Genomic DNA, 16,199 nt, shown 5'->3' with positions numbered 1-16,199 from the left:
ATGGTCGATATCGGCCTGTTCACACAGATCGTCATCAACGGCCTCCTGCTCGGGGGGATTTACGTCACGATCGGCGTCGGATTCTCGTTAGCGTTCGGCGTCCTCGAAGTCGTCGACTTCGCGGTCGGCGAGTACGTGATGGTCGGCGCGTTCATGGGGGCGGTGCTCGCCCCCCTGTTCGGCGCCGAGGGGATATTCGCCATCCCGATCGTGCTCGTCGTCTTCTTCGCGCTCGGCGCGCTGATCCAGCCGCTGATCCACCACGTGACGACGGGCGACAGACCCCACCCGCTGTTGATGGGGCTCGTGTTCACCTTCGGGCTCGCGACGTTCCTCCGCGGGTCGGTGCTCACGATCTTCGGCCCGAACAATCGGGACGTCCCGTCTTCGCTGTTAACCGGCGGGGTGGCGGTTCCCGGAGTCGGCACGTTCCCGGTCGTCCGTACGGTGACGGCGGTGTTCGGCGTCACTGCCTTGGTCGTGTTCATGTACTACCTGTATCGAACGCGGGGGGGAATGGCGATCCGCGCGATCGCCGAGGACCGGACGAACGCGCGGCTGATGGGGATCAACATCAACCGCTACCAGTCGATCGCCTACGGCGCGTACGCCGCGCTGACCGGCAGCGCGGGCGTGTTCATCGGCATGACGTTCACGGCGAACCCCGGAATGGGGTTACAGTACACCGCGTTCGCGTTCTTCATGGTTGTGCTCGCCGGCATGGGTTACCTCCCGGGAGTCATCCTCGCCGGAATCGTCCTCGGGCTCACCCAGTCGTTCACGGCGGTGTACATCAGCGGGAACCTGGTGTTGCTCGTGCTGTTCGCGATCATCTACCTCGTCCTGCTGGTCTCGCCGGCGGGGATCCTCGGTAAGGGAGAGTGGGCCACATGACCGACGACGTTCCCTTCCTCGACCGGATCCCCGGAGCTCGCCGCCACTGGTACGTCGCGCTCGGCGTCCTGCTGATCGTGTGGCCGATCGCGTTCGGGAACTTTTGGGCCCGGATCGGAGTGGGTGCGCTGATGTGGATCGGCCTCGCGCAGTCGTGGAACATGATCGGCGGCTACGCCGGCTACCTGGACTTCGGCCACGGGGCCTACTTCGGGATCGGCGCCTTCGCGGCCGGGATCGCGATGGTGCAGTTCGGCTTCCCGTTCCTCGTCGGCTTCGCGCTCGCGCTCGTCGCCTCGGCGGCGATCTCGTACCTCGTCGCCGTGCCGACGCTCCGGCTCACCGGAGCGTACTTCGCGATCGCGACGTGGGCGTTCGCCGAGTCGATGAAGCAGGCGGCGCTCGTGACCGGGATCACCGGCGGGACATTCGGGTTGAGCCTGCCTCGCTCGCCGGACACGCTCATTGGGATCGCGGTCCCGTTCGAGATCGGCGAGACGTTCTTCTACTACGCGATGCTCCTGTTGTGTCTGGCCACGATGGCGCTCACCTACTACCTGTTCGAACGTCACGAGTTCGGCTACCGGGTGAAGGCGCTGCGGGACGACCAGGACGCCGCCGAGTCGCTCGGCATCGACACCACCCGGGTGAAACGGCAGGTGTACGTGCTCTCGTGTGTCGTCGCGGCCGTCTTCGGATCGGTTCACGCGTGGTACATCGTCTACATCCACCCGAACGACGTCCTCGCGCCGATCATCACCGATCGGATGGTGATCATGGCGCTTCTGGGCGGACTGGGCACGCTCACCGGGCCGGTCGCCGGCGGCCTGCTCGTGTTCCTGTTGGAGCGGCTCTCGTCGGTGTTCCTCGGATCGACCACGTTCTACCTACCGCTCATCGGCACGCTGATCATGGTCACCGTCCTGTTCGCGCCGAGCGGCATCATCGGGATCCTCCGCGGGGAGGTCGACCGCGACGACGTGCGCAAGAACGTGAGAGAACTCGGGGAGAAGTTCGACCTACTATGACCGACGACATACTCCGAACGACCGACCTGACGAAGCGATTCGGTGCGCTGACCGCCAACGATAAGATCTCGGTCTCGGTCGAGCGCGGCGAGATCCGCGGCATCATCGGCCCGAACGGCTCCGGAAAAACGACGTTCTTCAACACAGTCACGGGCTTTTACAAGCCCGACGGCGGGAGAGTCCACTTCGACGGCGAGGAGGTCACCGGCTGGGAACCCCATCGGCTCGCCCGCCGGGGACTCGGACGTACCTTCCAGATAGTCTCTCCGTTCAAGAACATGACCGTGCGACAGAACATGCTCGCGGTCCAGACCGACGACGGCCGCTCGCGCGAGGAGAAACGCGACCGCGCCGGGGAGATCATGGAGTTCCTCGAGATCGATCACATCGCCGACAACGAGGCCCGCGGCATGTCCGGCGGGCAACAGAAACTGCTGGAACTCGGACGGGTGCTGATGCTCGACCCGGAGCTCGTGATGCTGGACGAGCCAGCTGCGGGCGTCAACCCGGCGCTCGAGTCACGCATCATGGATCACATCCACGAGCTGAACGACGACGGGACGACGTTCGTCGTCATCGAACACGACATGCACGTGATGAAGACGCTCGCGGACACGGTGTCCGTGTTCGACTCCGGGAGCCACATCGCACAGGGCGACTTCGAGGAGGTCTCTCAGGACGACGCCGTCCGAGAGGCGTACCTCGGTGGAACGACCGCGGAGGACGACGAGGTGCCGATATGAGCGACCGGGCCGACGTGCCGACGCTCTCGGCCACTGGCGTCGAAGCGGGCTACGATCGGCATCAGGTGCTCCACGGGATCACCTTCGAGAGCCGCGACGGCGTGACGTGTATCTTCGGGCCGAACGGCTCCGGCAAATCGACGTTCCTGAAGACGCTGAACGGCATCGTTCCGGTGTGGGACGGCACGATCACCTACGGCGATGTCGACCTCACCGAGACGAAACCCGAGGACATCGTCACGCACGGAATCGCGACGCTCCCGCAGGGCGGCGGGATCTTCGGCAGCCTCTCAGTGAAAGAGAACCTGCTGGTCGGAGCGTTCACGGTCGACGACGACGCGGTGATCGAGGAGCGAATGGACGAGGTGATCGAGGTGTTCCCGGCGTTAGAAGACAAACTCGGTCAGAAGGCGCGAGACCTCTCAGGCGGCCAACAGATGATGGTGAGTCTGGGTCGCGCGATGATGACCGGGGCCGACACCTTCCTGCTCGACGAGCCGTCGGCCGGGCTCGCACCGCGGCTCGTCGACGACGCGTTCGGGCTCATCGAGCGGCTCGTCGACCGGGGTGCACAGGTCGTGTTGATCGAACAGAACGTGCGGGCCGCGCTCCGGTTGGCCGACTACGTGTACATCCTTGCGGAGGGGGAAGTGCAGTTCGACGGCCCGCCCGAGGACCTCTCCGAGGAAGACGAGCTGATGGAGCTGTACCTCGGATTGTAGGCTCCTCACCTCTTTCTTCGAAAAGGGTATCGGCCGGATTACGGAGATCGATCGCCCGCGGAACTCATCCAGATGCCCCGCCCGTCTGCGACTCGCACTCTTGTGGACCGACAGCGGCCACCCTCACATCGATCATCTGCACGGACGAGTCGGATACTCTCCCCGACCTGCATCTCCGGCTGGGTTGCGGTCTGTGACGTCTGGCGCGGTGACGATCGCGCTCGATGGCAGGGCAATCGGTTGGGTGGTGAAGTATTGAGAGCGTATCGCACACGCGAGGAGAGGCTCACAGCTTCAGCCGTGGCAGGACGTCACTCCCAGACTTGTTCGTACTTCCCAGAGAGCAGACGCCGGTTAGCAACGGCCAACTCGCTGACCCCCACCCACGTCGGTGGTGTGTTTCCGGCCTCCCTCGCCGGGAAGTTCACTATCCTTGGTGACTGAGACCACTCCCATGTCCACTTCACTCAATCGGGTCCGAGCGGGTCTCGTGGTGAGTCTCCGATGACACGACGGGCGGTCCGACGGGAGAGGATTCGCAACCGTCGCAGTCGGTGCAGCTGGAACCGGGGACACTCACAGAGGCGGGACGAACGACGTCGTCCCGCCGATTCACCTCTCGACTACGTTCGAGTGGGCCAGTGGGGAGGACGCCAATGAACACGACTATTCGCGCGAGAGCGATCCGACGCGGGCGACCCTCGAAGCGTAGTTAGCTCGCCCCGAAGGCGGCGAGCACGGGTTGGCGTTCGCTTCCGGAATGGCGGCGACATCGACGACGATGCTGTCGCTGGTCCCTCCGGGAGGCCACGTCATCTCCTCGGACACCGTCTATAACGGAACCGAAACGCTGCTCACGGACCACCTGGCCGGACATCTCGGCGTCGACACCGATTTCGTTGACGCCCGTGACCCCGGGAACGTCGCCGATGCCGTCACCGCGGACACCGACCTGATCTGGGCGGAATCACCGTCGAATCCCTTGATTCGGTTGTGCGATATCGGAACGATAGCCGATGTCGCCGATGACCACGATACCCCGTTCGGCGTGGACAGCACCTTTGCGAGTCCCTACTATCAATCCCCGCTCGAACTGGGTGCCGACGTCGTCGTTCACAGCACCACGAAGAACCTCAACGGACACTCCGACTCTATCGGCGGTGCCGTTATCACCGACGACAAGAACGTGTTTGAGCGATTAGCGTTCGCACAGCGGGTCGGACTCGGGAACATGCTTTCGCCGTTCGACTACCACCTCGTTGCGCGGGGCATCAAGACGCTACCCGCACGGATGGAACACCACGAGAAGGACGCGATGGCAGTCGCGCGGTTCCTCGAACGCCACGAGCGAGTCGCTCGCGTTCGCTATCCGGGTCTCGAAAGCCACCCGCAACACGATCTCGCGAGCGAGCAGATGCCGGGGTACAGCGGAATGTTATCCTTCGAGTTCGACGGGACGCTCATCGAACTCGAGGCGTTCGTCGAGGGACTGGAGGTGTTCACGCCCGGGGCCAGTCTCGGTGGCACCGAAAGCGTCGTTGAGGTTCCGTCGCTGATGCTCCCCGACGAGTTCTGTCGCAGCGAGGCTTCAGCGGAGATCACCGAGACGTTGGTCCGGATGTCCGTCGGCCTCGAAGACGCCGACGACCTCCGCGAGGACCTTCGGACGGCCCTCCGGTAAGATCACACTCCTCGGCAGCACGGGTGCGTTTGTTTTTCGAGTCCGAGTCGACGCGATCGGCGACGGGGAAACCGGTCAGTCGACGATCGGCTCGGCCAGGTCTAGCGCCGCGTTCGCAAGCACGTTCGACGATCGGTAGCAGTCCGGCCAGCTAGTGAACTCGTCTTCCGTGTGGCTCTTGCCGCCCTCACTGACCGAGAAAACCATCGCGGCGCCGCAGACGGCGGCGGCGTGGGTAGCGTCGTGACCGGCACCGCTGACCATCCGGCGGCCATCGTAGCCGAGGTGGTCGACGGCGTCCGCAACGGCCTCGACCGGCCGGTCGGGGAAGTCGACCGTGGGCGAGGCCATCGTGTGCTCGATCTCGTACTCGATGCCCTCGCGGTCGGCCGCCGCGGCCACCTCCGCCTCCATCCGCGCGACGCCCTCGTCGAGGACGGCCTCGTCCGGGTCGCGGATGTCGGTCGTGAGCGTCACCGTCTCGGGGACGGTATTGACCGAGTTAGGCTGGACGGTCAGCGACCCGACCGTCGCGACGGTTCGGTCGCCGAGCGTCCCCGGCAGGCGCCGGATCGCAGTGACGATGTCGGAGGCCGCAACGAGTGCGTCCTCCCGGTAGTTCATCGGCGTCGTCCCGGTGTGATTGGCCTGCCCGTGGAGCGTGATGTCCGCCCACCGGAGGCCGACGATGCCGGTGACGATCCCCACGTCGGCCCCGGTTTCCTCCAGAAACGGTCCCTGTTCGGGATGGAGTTCGAGATACGCGTGGTACGGCTCGCGCGGCTCGGCCGGCTCGTCTCCGTGGTAACCGATGCGTTCGAGTTCGTCGAGCAGACGAGTACCGTCGGCGTCGGTCTTCTCGTACTCGGCCTCGATGTCGTGAGCGCCTGCCCAGACGCCGCTGCCCTGCATCGCGGGCGGGAACCGGGACCCCTCCTCGTTGGTCCAGTTGACCACCTCGACCGGTCGGCGAGTCTCGATCGCCCGGTCGTTCAGCGTGCGGACGAACTCCAGGGCCGCCACGACGCCGAGTGCACCGTCGTAGATACCGCCGTACGGCTGGGAGTCGAGGTGCGAACCCACGAGCAGCGGTTCGGCGTCGGGATCGGCACCTTCCCGACGGGCGAAGGTGTTGCCGAAGGCGTCGACGCGGACGTCCAGCCCGGCGTCCGCAGCACGGTCGACGAACCAGTCACGCACCTCGCGGTCGGTGTCGGAGAGCGCGAGGCGGTGGAGCCCGCCGCCCTCCGTTCCGCCGATCTCCGCCTGGTCTTCCATCGTCTCGACGAGTCGATCGCGGTCGATGTCGATACGCATGGCCGACCCACGCGCGGCGAGCAACTAAACGTCCCGGTGGACGGCAGTCACTCTGCCGACGGGACCGTCCGATCGCGGAGCGTCTCTATTTCGCTTTCGAGCCCCTCGGCCGACGGCGTCCCGACAAACCGCGAATCGACGCGCCCGTCGAGAGTGAACAGCATCGTCGGCGCTGCATTCGCGTCGAACTCCCGGTCTAGGAGTCGAGGGCAGTCCGGACCGTACACCGCGAGCAAGAGCAGGTCGCCCGGTGGGTCGGCGCCGAACAGGTCGTCGAAGTCTGCCTTGATCGTCTCGCAGGGCGGGCAGTCCTCGCGCCAGGCGTAGACGACACAGCGGTCGTGAAGCCGGACGAGCCGCACGAGGTCCTCGCCGTCGACGGGGAGGAAGGCCGCCGGTGCGCCGTCCGAGCGAGGCATACCGGTTTCGAGCTGTCCGATCACGACCGTGAGCGTGAGCGCCTGCGCCGCCGAGAGGTCGGCGGCCCGATTTCGGAGCGCGACGTACCGCGCGAGGAAGTCGAGATCCGAGACGTCCGCCGCCGCGAACGTATCCGCGACATCGGGGTCGTCGGTCAGCTCCGCGACGGCCGCGGACCGCTCGTCGGCGTCGCGGTCGGTCAGCGTCCGCCGGTGGCGGTCGACCGCCGCCCGGAACGATTCGGTCGGGCGTAACTCGTCATCACCGGCCGCCTCGAATACGTCGCGCTCGATGAGTCGGTCGACGGCGTCGATCGCAGACATACCGTTATCTGCCATCTCGAATATATAAAGGATCCCCCGTCAGGCCGGAAGCACCGACGTGACGGCGGCCGCCGTCGCGAGGAGGTCGGCGTCGTGGAACGCCGGACCAACCAATTGGAGGCCGACCGGCAGCCCCGAGGCGGTACCGTTCGGCACCGTTACCGCGGGGAGCCGGGTGACGTTCGCCGCCCGCGTGTTGCGCGCGTAATCGTATGCCCAGTCGTCGGCGCCGTCGACCGGCGGCGCCACGTCCGGCATCGTCGGCAGGAGGAGGGCGTCGACGTCGTCGAGTGCCGCCTCGAACGCCTCGCGGAGCCGCTCTCTGGCGGTCTGGGCGCGGACGTACGGCCGGCCGTCGTGGGCCTCGACGACCCGCGCGCCGGCGAGCAGCTTGCTCGTGTAGAAATCGCTCAGCTCGCCGCTGGCCGCGGCGCGGGCGCGGGCGAAGCCGGTCTGGAGCGTCTCGTCGACGCCGCCGCGGCGGTACGGAGCGGCGCCGTCTCGCCAGTGGGTGGCGAGCTCGACGAAACTCAGAGCGTTCTTGATCGGACGGGCGTCGTGGAAGGTGTCGACTGAGACCGACCGGACCGTCACGCCCGCGTCGTCGAGGACGTCGACGGCGGCCTCGGTGCGCCTCTCGACGCGGTCCGCGACGCCCTCGCCCGTCCCCTCGTCGAGAACGCCGATCCGGAGATCCGAGGGATCGGATGACGAGGCGACCGCGTCGCGGTAGCCCCCGACGCGGTACCCCGACCGCCCGGCCGCAGCCAGGCTCGCCGGGTCGGTGTCGTCGGCGCCCGCCATCGCCCCGAGAAGTGCCGCCGCGTCGGCGACGGTATCGGTGAGCGTCCCGACGTGGTCTTGGGTGTAGGTGTTCTCGATGACACCGGTCAGCGGCACGAGCCCGTAGGTCGGCTTGTAGCCGACGACGCCACAGAACGACGCGGGGATGCGCACGGAGCCACCGGTGTCGGTACCGAGCGCGGCGTCGACGCTACCGGCCGCGACCGCCGCCGCGCTCCCCCCGGAGGAGCCGCCGGCCGTCCGTTCGTCGTCGTGGGGGTTGGTGATCGGCGCCCCGTGGCCGGTCGTTCCGCGGGCGCTCCCCGCGAACTCGTCGCAGGCGGTCTTGGCGGTGATCGACGCGCCGGCCGCGCGAAGCCGGTCGACGACGGTCGCGTCGCGGGAGGGGACGAACCCCCGCATAGTCGCCGAGCCACAGCGCATCGGGACGCCGGCGACGGCGATCACGTCTTTCACTCCGACGCGAGTGCCGTCGAGAGACCCCTTCGATGACGGGGGTACCGAGCAGCCGACCGCGACCGCACCGTGGGGATTCTCGGCCGGGTCCGTCCAGGTTCGCGCGCCGGGATCGGCGCCCGTTGGCGCCGGCGCGTCGCCGCCGACGGGTATCTCCTCGAGCGCGTCGAGATCCGCGAGCATCGCGTTGACCGTCTCGGTGATGCTGGCCGCGCGATCATCGTCAACGTCGATCTCGAAGCGGTCACCGAGCGCCACCAGTTCGTCCACGGTGAGTCTTCGCATAGCTACGCCTCAAGGGGTCGCTGTAAGTTAGTACCGGTGTGCCGTCGTTCCGCCCGTCGCACGCTAGGGGACGGTACGGCAGTCCCCGATAATGGCGGACCAGCGTCACGTCAAAAAACCGGAGGAGTCCTACGGATCGAGACCCAGTTCTTCGATGCAGGGGAAGTCCTCGGCCGAAGGCACCTCGCCTTGTGGCCACAGCGGGTCGAGGTCGGCGTCCGGCGGGTAGTGGAGGTTGTCGTTACCGTCCCAGCCCCAGCCGGCGTCTTCGAGCATCTGCCGGGCCACGTCCGGGCTGCCCTGTGGCGACTCGGCCCACCCGGACAGCATGTCCTCGGGCGGGTACATCGGGTGGTTCTTCGAGATGTACGTCGGGTACATCTCGGGTTCGACCTCGCCGGCCAGCGCCACGCCGATCATCTGCTGGCGGTTCATCGAGGCGTCGACCGCCTTGCGGAACTCGGGGAACTTACACGGCGCGGTGTGACAGACGTACTGGAGGTTGTAAGACGTGTGCGTGGCCGCGAACTCCGCTTGGGCGTTGTCGATCTCGTTGTTGACGCGCTCCGCGTTCGGCGGCGATATCTCCGGTGTGATCATACACTCGCCGGCCTCGAGGGCGGTGATCATCGTCTCCTCGTTACGGTAGGCCTCGAAGATGATCGGCTGGCTTGCCTCGTAGGTCGGGTGGCCGTCGTGCGGTTCTGTGACTACCCGCGTCCCGCGCTGGAGTTCGGTCACCTCGAGCGGTCCCGAAGAGACGATAGGCATCTCGAACTGGGCGCCACCCGGGTTCTCGACCGCACCCGCCTCCTCGAAGGACTGCTTGTGGAGGATACCCCACCGCATCAGCGTCGTGCGAGCGAAGGGGATGTATGGCTCCGTGAAGGTGAAACGGACCGTCTGCTCGTCGGGCGTTTCGATAGCGTCGTAGGGAACCGGTGCCGCCCCCGGGTACGCACCGGCCTCGCCGCCGCGCTGGATCTGCTCGAAGGTGAACTTCACGTCCTCGGATGTGACCGGGTCGCCGTTGGTGAACGTCGCGTCGTCGAACAGTTCGACGACGATCTCCTGAGAGTTGACGACGTCGACCGAGCCGAGCAGCTCCGTGAGCTCGAAGTTCTCGTTGTACTTGTGGATCGGAGAGTGGATCATGTGCTGCCACATCGCCTCCGGCATCGAGGCGGAGTGGGTCAGCCAGTTCGACGTCTCGGTGGCGATCGGGTTGATCGCCACCACCATGTCATCGCCGTCCGTGGTCTGGGACTTGAACGCCCACTCGGCGTTCGAGCGGGCGATACCGCCGTTGCCGACGCCACCCATGTCGACCATGTCCGTGCGGTAGGCGCCGATGTTGGCGACCGGAGCGAGGTTGCCGATGGCACAGTCCTCTGACAGGCGGGCGATGGCCTCGTGCATCCCCTCTTGTCGTTCCTCCGGTGTCTCGGCGGTCGTCTGTTCGAGGAGCAGCTCGGTGAACTCGCAGTCGGCGTAGTTGGAGTAGTTGCTCTGTCCGTTGGCGCCGGCCCAGTCCAAGCGCATGTTGTTCAGGAGCTCCTGCGGGTCGAGACGATCGGCTGCGGGCACCCACCACGTAAAAGAGATGTTGTTGTCACGGTTCTCGTCGTTGGCCATCTGGGAGAGCTGTGTCGTGATGCTCACCGGGACGACCTCCATCCCGACGCCGAGTTCCTCGACGCTGCTCGAGATGATCGGCGCCATCTGCTCCTGTGTGGTCGTGAATCCGCCGTAGTCCGACCAGTACTCCATCTGCAGCGTCGAGACTCGTTCGCCGAGGTCGCCACCGGAGCCGCCACCGCTGCCCGACTGATCTCCACAGCCGGCGAGTCCGGTCGCGCCTGCAACCCCGATCGCCTTCAATACCGAGCGGCGGTCCACGCCGCTGCCACTCGATTCATTCTCGCATGACATACACTCACAAGCAAACGCGACCGGTATAACTCTATCGCCGATGCGAGTGGGGTTGTTAATATGAGATATATATTATACTTATTCTGCGGCCAAAAAATAGCGTGGGCGGGTGCGTCACCCCTCGACGCGGATGCGCGGATCGATCACGCCGTACAGCAGGTCGATCAGGAAGTTCGAGGTGATGACGAAGGCCGCGACGAGGAAGAACACGAACTGGACTGTCGGGTAGTCGCGGCCGAGCACCGCTTCGACGAGCGTGAATCCGATCCCCGGCCAGTTGAAGACGGTCTCGATCAGCACGAGACCGCCGAGCGCCCTGGCCAGCGAGACCGGGTAGATGGTGATCACCGGGAGGCTGGCGTGCTTGGCGACGTGGCCGAGCCGCTTCCGGAGCGGCAGGCCGGTCAGGCGGTGGTACTCGGTGTAGTCCTGCTCCATCACCTCGACGACGCTCGTCCGCATGATCAGCGAGGGGATGAACAGATACCGGCAGACGACGGCCACGAATGGCAGGACGTAGTGGATACCGAAGTCGGGTGTGACGTACGGCCCCCACCACGTCCCCGCGTCGCTACCGCCCGCCGACAGCATCCCCGACGTCGGGAAGATGTTGAGCCAGCTCGCAAAGACGACGATCAGGACGATGGAGATGAAGAAGGCCGGGAACGATCCCGCACCGATGACCGGGATGAGACCGAGTTTCTCGAGGCGGCTGCCCCGCTTGCTCCCGGCGATGGTCCCGATCAGCGCCCCGAGGATGTAGGTGAACGTCATCGCGGGCGCGACGAGAATGAACGTGTTGAAGATCCGCATCTTGACGAACTCCCAGACGGGGATGCGGTAGACCGGCGATTCGCCGAGGTCGCCCTGCGCGAGGTTGGTAATGTACCGCCAGTACTGGACGTGGAGGGGTTGGTCGAGTCCCCACTTGGCACGCAGCGCCGCGAGCGCCTGCTCGTTGGCGCCCGCCACCGCCATCTGGGCGGTGAAGTCGCCGGGCATCGACCGGAACATCACGAACAGGGCGGTGAGCACCAGCCACAGCGTGAAGACGGTCTGGATGCTGCGGACGGCGACGTAGCGTTTCATCGACGACACGGGACGCTCACCTCCGGACGCGAACCGGCGTCGTCGTGGGTCGTTCGGCCGGGTCGTGCGCTCCGTGATCGGTGGTCGTCGAGTACGACCGCCCGGTGTCGGGGTCGGGAGTCAGTCTGTCGTGATTGCATGATCTTCCGTGTGCCGTTGGTCGTGGTCGTAGTACTGGTGGCAGGCGACGTGCCAGCCGGACTCGTCCTCGATGGAGTCGGGAGTGAGCTCACAGACGCTCTCGAAGCGCTCGCGTAAGCGGTCGATGGCGGCGTCCGGCTTGCCGGCCGCGATGTCGTCGAGCGCCGCGTCGACCGTCGCCGCGTTCTCGTCAGACAGCTCGGCCGAGAAGTGCTCGTCGTCGATAGCGGCGGTTAACGCGTCCGTATCGCCCGGGTCGTCGAGGCTCTCCCGGATGCGGTCGAGGGGGAGTTCGTCTCGTTCGAGCGCCTCGCGAAACGCCATCACCTCCCGGTACGCCGACTGATCGATGTCGAGCCCGTCGGGAGGGATCACTTCCGGACATCGGTCGCGGAACCGGCAACCCTCCCCCAGATCGATCGGGTCGCGCGGCGCGCCGGACATCTCCGTCCGCGGCCGGCCGTAGTGGGGATCTGGCACCGGAATCGCGGAGACGAGCGCCTTCGTGTATGGGTGTTTGGGATCGCCGAGGAGTCTGTCGGTGGCCGCCGACTCGACGATCCGCCCCAGATACATCACGTTCACCACCTCCGAGATGTACGACACCGTCGAGAGGTCGTGTGAGATGTAGATCATCGACGCGTCGTAGTCGTCGATGAGCCCCTTCAGCATCCGCAGGACTGACGCCTGTGTCGACACGTCGAGCATCGACACCGGTTCGTCCGCGAGGATGATGTCGGGTTCGAGCACCAGCGCACGGCCGATGGCGACGCGCTGTTTCTCGCCGCCGCTCAGGTTCATCGGCTTGCGGCGCAGGTACTTCTCCGGCGGTCGGAGTTCGACGTCCTCGAGCACCTCTCGGACCCGCTCGTCCCGGTTACCGATTCCGTGAATCTCCAGCGGCTCCTTCAGCGACTCTTCGACGGTCATCTTCGGGTCCAGCGAGTTGAACGGATCCTGGAAGATCACCTGAACGTTGCTCCGGTACTCCTTCCAGTCGCTCTTGTCGAACGACGACATCGGCGTTCCCTTGTACACCACGTCGCCGCCGGTGATGTCGTGGAGACCGATAAGCGTCAACAGCAGCGTCGTCTTGCCACAGCCGCTCTCGCCGATGACGGCGATGGAGTCGTTCCGTTCAAGCGTGAACGAGACGCCGTCGACGGCCTGAATCTTCGACGGCTCCTGTCGCATGAGGACGTCGAAGATGTTCGTGTTCTCCTCGAAGTGCTTCTCCAGTCGGTTGATTTCCAGCAGTGGTGGTTCGGTCGTCATCTCAGTCGTCCCCCTGTTCCGGCGCCGCCGGATCGGCCGTGCCGTGTTCCTCGTACAGTTCGTACGCCTCGTCGGAGCGGAAACACGACGCGGCGTGGGTGGCGTCGTCGTCGCCGACGGATTCGAGCGGCGGAGCGCTCTTCCGACACTCCTCGACTGCCCACGGACAGCGATCGGCGAAGCTACACGCCGATACCTCGCCGATCAGTTCGGGCGGGTAGCCCTCGATCACCTCCAGTTCCCGGTCCGGCTCGCGGATGTCCGGGAACGCCTCCTTGAACATGAAGGCGTAGGGGTGTCGGGGGTTGTCGTGGACCGACTCCGCCGACCCCCGCTCGGCGATCTGACTCGCGTGCATGATCGCCACGCTGTCGCACGACTCGAAGATGACGCTGATGTCGTGGGTGATGAGCAGGAGGCTCGTCGAGGCGTCGTCTTTCATCCGATCGAGATATTTGAAGATCTGGTCCTGCATGATCACGTCTAGCGCCGTCGTCGGCTCGTCGGCGATGACGAGGCTGGGCTCCAGAAACAGCGCGAGCGCGATGATCGCACGCTGTTGCATCCCGCCGGAGAACTGGTGGGGATAATCGTCGATCCGGCTCTGCTGGAGTCCGACCACGTCGAACATCTCCTTGAGCTTCTCGCGGATCTCCTCGTTGGAGAGGTCGGTGTGGACTTGGCCGATCTCCAAGGCCTGTTCGCTCACCCGCTGAAGCGGATCGAGGCTGTTCATCGAGCTCTGAGGGATCCAAGAGATCTCCTTCCACCGGAGCTTCTCGTTGAGCTGTGCGTCGCTGAAGTCCTGGATCTCCTCGCCGCGATACCGGACCGTCCCGCCGTCGACGAAGCCGTTGTCGTCGAGCCCGCCGATGATCGCCTTGGCGGTCGTGCTCTTACCGGAGCCGGACTCGCCGGCGAGGCCGAAGAACTCGCCCTCGTCGATGCTGAAGGACGCATCGGACACCGCGGTGATGTCGCCGCCGTCCGTCTCGTACCGGATCGTGAGGTTCTCGACCTCGAGTAGTGTGTCGGACATGATTACGCGGCTACCGTGTCGGCCTCGATCGACTCTCCGTCGGCCGTGATGAGATCCTCGTATCCCCGTCCGAACATGAACGTCGAGAGCACCGTGATACCGATCAGGAGCCCCGGTGTCAGCGACCACCACCACGCCTCGGACATGTACCCGGAGTTGAACGCGTTCCGGATCATGACCCCCCACGACGGGGTGAACGGCGACGCGACGCCGAGGAAGGTGAGGCTGGCCTGGAGCATGATGGCGTAGCCGACGCCAAGCGCCAGGAAGAAGATGGCCATCGGTGCCACGTTCGGGAGGATGTGTTTGATGATGATCCGACGCCTGCTCGCGCCCGTCGCCTTGGCGACCTTGATGAACGGGTACTGCTTGATCTGTAGGGTCTGGGCGCGGATCACCCGAGCCCCGCCCCGCCACAGGATCAAGCCGATGACGAGAATCGAGGACAGGAATCCGACCCCGAGAAATGTGATCATCACGATGCCAAAGGGGATGAGCGGCACGCCGTACGCGAAGTCGGTGAAACGCATCAGGATCGTTTCGGTACGCCCGCCGACGTAGCCGGCGGTGATTCCGATTGTGGTCCCGATGGTGAGGATCAGCCCGCCACCGAGAACTCCCGTGATCACGGTCGGACGGGCGCCGACCAGAAGCCGCGAGAGCACGTCGTAGCCCGCAAATGTCGTCCCGAGGGGGTGCGCCAGCGAGGGCGGCTCGGCGCTCAGCACCTCGCCGCTCTGGCTGTAGTGTGTCACCTCGATACCGTAGGGGGCGATCATCGGCCCGACGACGCCGAGGATCGTGATCCCGACGAGTATCCAGAAGTACGCGGCGGTCGTCCGATCGCTGAGCATCAGCCGCAATCCATCGACGAAGTTGCGGACGATGTGGTTGTCCGTTAGTGCGTCCACCAGTCCGGAGCTGGTAGACGAGAGCAAGTCACGCATTGACATACCAGCCCTAATTCGAAGGGTGGTCAAAAGTGTTGTCCTTAGTTCGGTCCCATCAATTAGGATGGTTTTCAGTCACTCGATGGCGGTGGGATGTCCGGCCCTCAGTTCAGATATATGATGGGTCTGTAAGTGGCGATGCGGGCGTCGGAACCGACCCTCGACACGGACCGGAACGTTTTGTTCGCGGCCGCCGTGGCGGTCTCCATGGTGTACGATACTATCGGTGCGTCGCCGGTCGCGTGGGCGGGGAAGCCGTATCCGGCGGTCCGTGACGCGGCCGAGCGAGACGGCTCGGTGGCGGTCGTTCCAGTCGGGAGCCTCGAACAGCACGGCCACCACCTACCGACGGCAACGGATACCATCCTTGCGGACGCGGTTGCCACGACAGCCGCCGAACGCGCCGCCGACGCGATGCCGGTGCTCGTCACGCCGCCGATATGGACCGGCCACTCCCCACACCACACGCCATTCGGCGGCACGGTGAGCCTCGACGGTGGGGACCTGCTCGACCTGCTGGAGCGCGTGGCGGAGACGGTGCTCGCCGAGGGCTTCGACGGACTCCTGCTCCTCAACGGGCACGGCGGCAACGGCGCACTCGTTTCGAGCGCGACGAGTGCGATCGGCGCCTCTCACCGGACGGCGGAGGTACTGGGGGTCACGTACTTCGATCTGGGCGCCGACCGAATCGGCGAGATACGGGACAGCGACCGCGGCGGCGCCGGCCACGCGGGCGAGGTTGAGACGTCGATGCTCGCTCACCTCCGTCCGGACCTCGTCGACTTGGACGCTGCCGAGGGGACGCCGTGGGAGTCGCCCTACGACCGGACCCGAGACGACCTCTCGCATCCGGGGCCGCTCTCGGCCTACGCCGACTTCGACGCGTACAGCGAGACGGGTGCGGTCGGCACGCCGGAGCTGGCGACCGCCGAAAAGGGTGAACGGTTCTTCGAGGTGTTCGTCGACGAGGTCGGCGACGTGCTCGAACGGCTCCACGAGCGGGCGGGGTGAGGGCGACGACGGCCGTTCGCGAAACCGCGTTGCCGACCGGTGCCAACCGGCCGGTACGGAAGCGAGCGACAGGCACGCCGACCGCGACT

13 protein-coding genes and 1 pseudogene are annotated in these 16,199 nt (G+C 65.7%); 6 read left to right on the top strand and 8 right to left on the bottom strand.

Annotation, left to right across the window (positions count from 1 at the left end):
- From FGM06_RS06235 to FGM06_RS06220, 5 genes and pseudogenes are all read left to right on the top strand, one after another.
- The gene (locus tag FGM06_RS06235; protein ID WP_144798248.1) at window positions 1-894 is read left to right on the top strand and encodes a branched-chain amino acid ABC transporter permease; all 894 of its coding nucleotides are present in this window, start codon (window positions 1-3) and stop codon (window positions 892-894) included.
- Window positions 891-1,922 (top strand): branched-chain amino acid ABC transporter permease, encoded by a 1,032-nt coding sequence (locus tag FGM06_RS06230; RefSeq protein ID WP_144798247.1) that lies wholly within the window; start codon window positions 891-893, stop codon window positions 1,920-1,922. The genes FGM06_RS06235 and FGM06_RS06230 overlap by 4 nt, the downstream gene beginning before the upstream one ends.
- The gene (locus FGM06_RS16245; protein WP_241662533.1) at window positions 1,919-2,665 is read left to right on the top strand and encodes an ABC transporter ATP-binding protein; all 747 of its coding nucleotides are present in this window, start codon (window positions 1,919-1,921) and stop codon (window positions 2,663-2,665) included. The genes FGM06_RS06230 and FGM06_RS16245 overlap by 4 nt, the downstream gene beginning before the upstream one ends.
- A complete protein-coding gene (locus FGM06_RS16240; RefSeq protein WP_241662532.1) occupies window positions 2,662-3,387 on the top strand; it encodes an ABC transporter ATP-binding protein in 726 nt (241 codons plus the stop codon). Before FGM06_RS16245 ends, FGM06_RS16240 begins: the two co-directional genes overlap by 4 nt.
- Window positions 3,388-3,997: 610 nt before the next feature.
- Window positions 3,998-5,068, top strand: a pseudogene (locus FGM06_RS06220) (trans-sulfuration enzyme family protein).
- 75 nt (window positions 5,069-5,143) lie between these two features.
- Here FGM06_RS06220 and FGM06_RS06215 read toward each other — a convergent pair.
- The 8 genes from FGM06_RS06215 to FGM06_RS06180 all read right to left on the bottom strand — a co-directional run bounded on the left by FGM06_RS06215 (window position 5,144) and on the right by FGM06_RS06180 (window position 15,102).
- Window positions 5,144-6,385: a Zn-dependent hydrolase gene (locus tag FGM06_RS06215; RefSeq protein ID WP_144798246.1), complete on the bottom strand. Its 1,242-nt coding sequence runs from the start codon at window positions 6,383-6,385 to the stop codon at window positions 5,144-5,146.
- A gap of 47 nt (window positions 6,386-6,432) precedes the next feature.
- Window positions 6,433-7,128: a thioredoxin family protein gene (locus FGM06_RS06210; protein ID WP_144798245.1), complete on the bottom strand. Its 696-nt coding sequence runs from the start codon at window positions 7,126-7,128 to the stop codon at window positions 6,433-6,435.
- Between the two features lie 39 nt (window positions 7,129-7,167).
- Entirely contained in the window at window positions 7,168-8,673 is a 1,506-nt protein-coding gene (locus FGM06_RS06205; protein ID WP_144798244.1) for an amidase family protein, read from the bottom strand.
- A 129-nt stretch (window positions 8,674-8,802) separates the two neighbouring features.
- Window positions 8,803-10,605: an ABC transporter substrate-binding protein gene (locus tag FGM06_RS06200; protein ID WP_144798243.1), complete on the bottom strand. Its 1,803-nt coding sequence runs from the start codon at window positions 10,603-10,605 to the stop codon at window positions 8,803-8,805.
- 114 nt (window positions 10,606-10,719) lie between these two features.
- Complete coding sequence (locus tag FGM06_RS06195) at window positions 10,720-11,694, bottom strand: ABC transporter permease (RefSeq protein ID WP_144798242.1); 975 nt, start codon at window positions 11,692-11,694, stop codon at window positions 10,720-10,722.
- Window positions 11,695-11,814: 120 nt separating this feature from the next.
- Window positions 11,815-13,110 carry an oligopeptide/dipeptide ABC transporter ATP-binding protein gene (locus tag FGM06_RS06190; protein ID WP_144798241.1) on the bottom strand — a complete coding sequence of 432 codons (1,296 nt, stop codon included), beginning with the start codon at window positions 13,108-13,110 and terminating at the stop codon, window positions 11,815-11,817.
- 1 nt (window position 13,111) lies between these two features.
- The gene (locus tag FGM06_RS06185; protein ID WP_144798240.1) at window positions 13,112-14,149 is read right to left on the bottom strand and encodes an ABC transporter ATP-binding protein; all 1,038 of its coding nucleotides are present in this window, start codon (window positions 14,147-14,149) and stop codon (window positions 13,112-13,114) included.
- Between the two features lie 2 nt (window positions 14,150-14,151).
- Complete coding sequence (locus FGM06_RS06180; RefSeq protein ID WP_144798239.1) at window positions 14,152-15,102, bottom strand: ABC transporter permease; 951 nt, start codon at window positions 15,100-15,102, stop codon at window positions 14,152-14,154.
- A gap of 204 nt (window positions 15,103-15,306) precedes the next feature.
- Here FGM06_RS06180 and FGM06_RS06175 point away from each other — a divergent pair, with 204 nt between their 5' ends.
- A complete protein-coding gene (locus FGM06_RS06175) occupies window positions 15,307-16,110 on the top strand; it encodes a creatininase family protein (protein WP_144798238.1) in 804 nt (267 codons plus the stop codon).
- Window positions 16,111-16,199: the final 89 nt, after the last annotated feature.

Source organism: Halorubrum depositum, assembly GCF_007671725.1.
Classification (GTDB): domain Archaea; phylum Halobacteriota; class Halobacteria; order Halobacteriales; family Haloferacaceae; genus Halorubrum; species Halorubrum depositum.
This window is presented reverse-complemented; position numbering and strand designations above follow the sequence as displayed.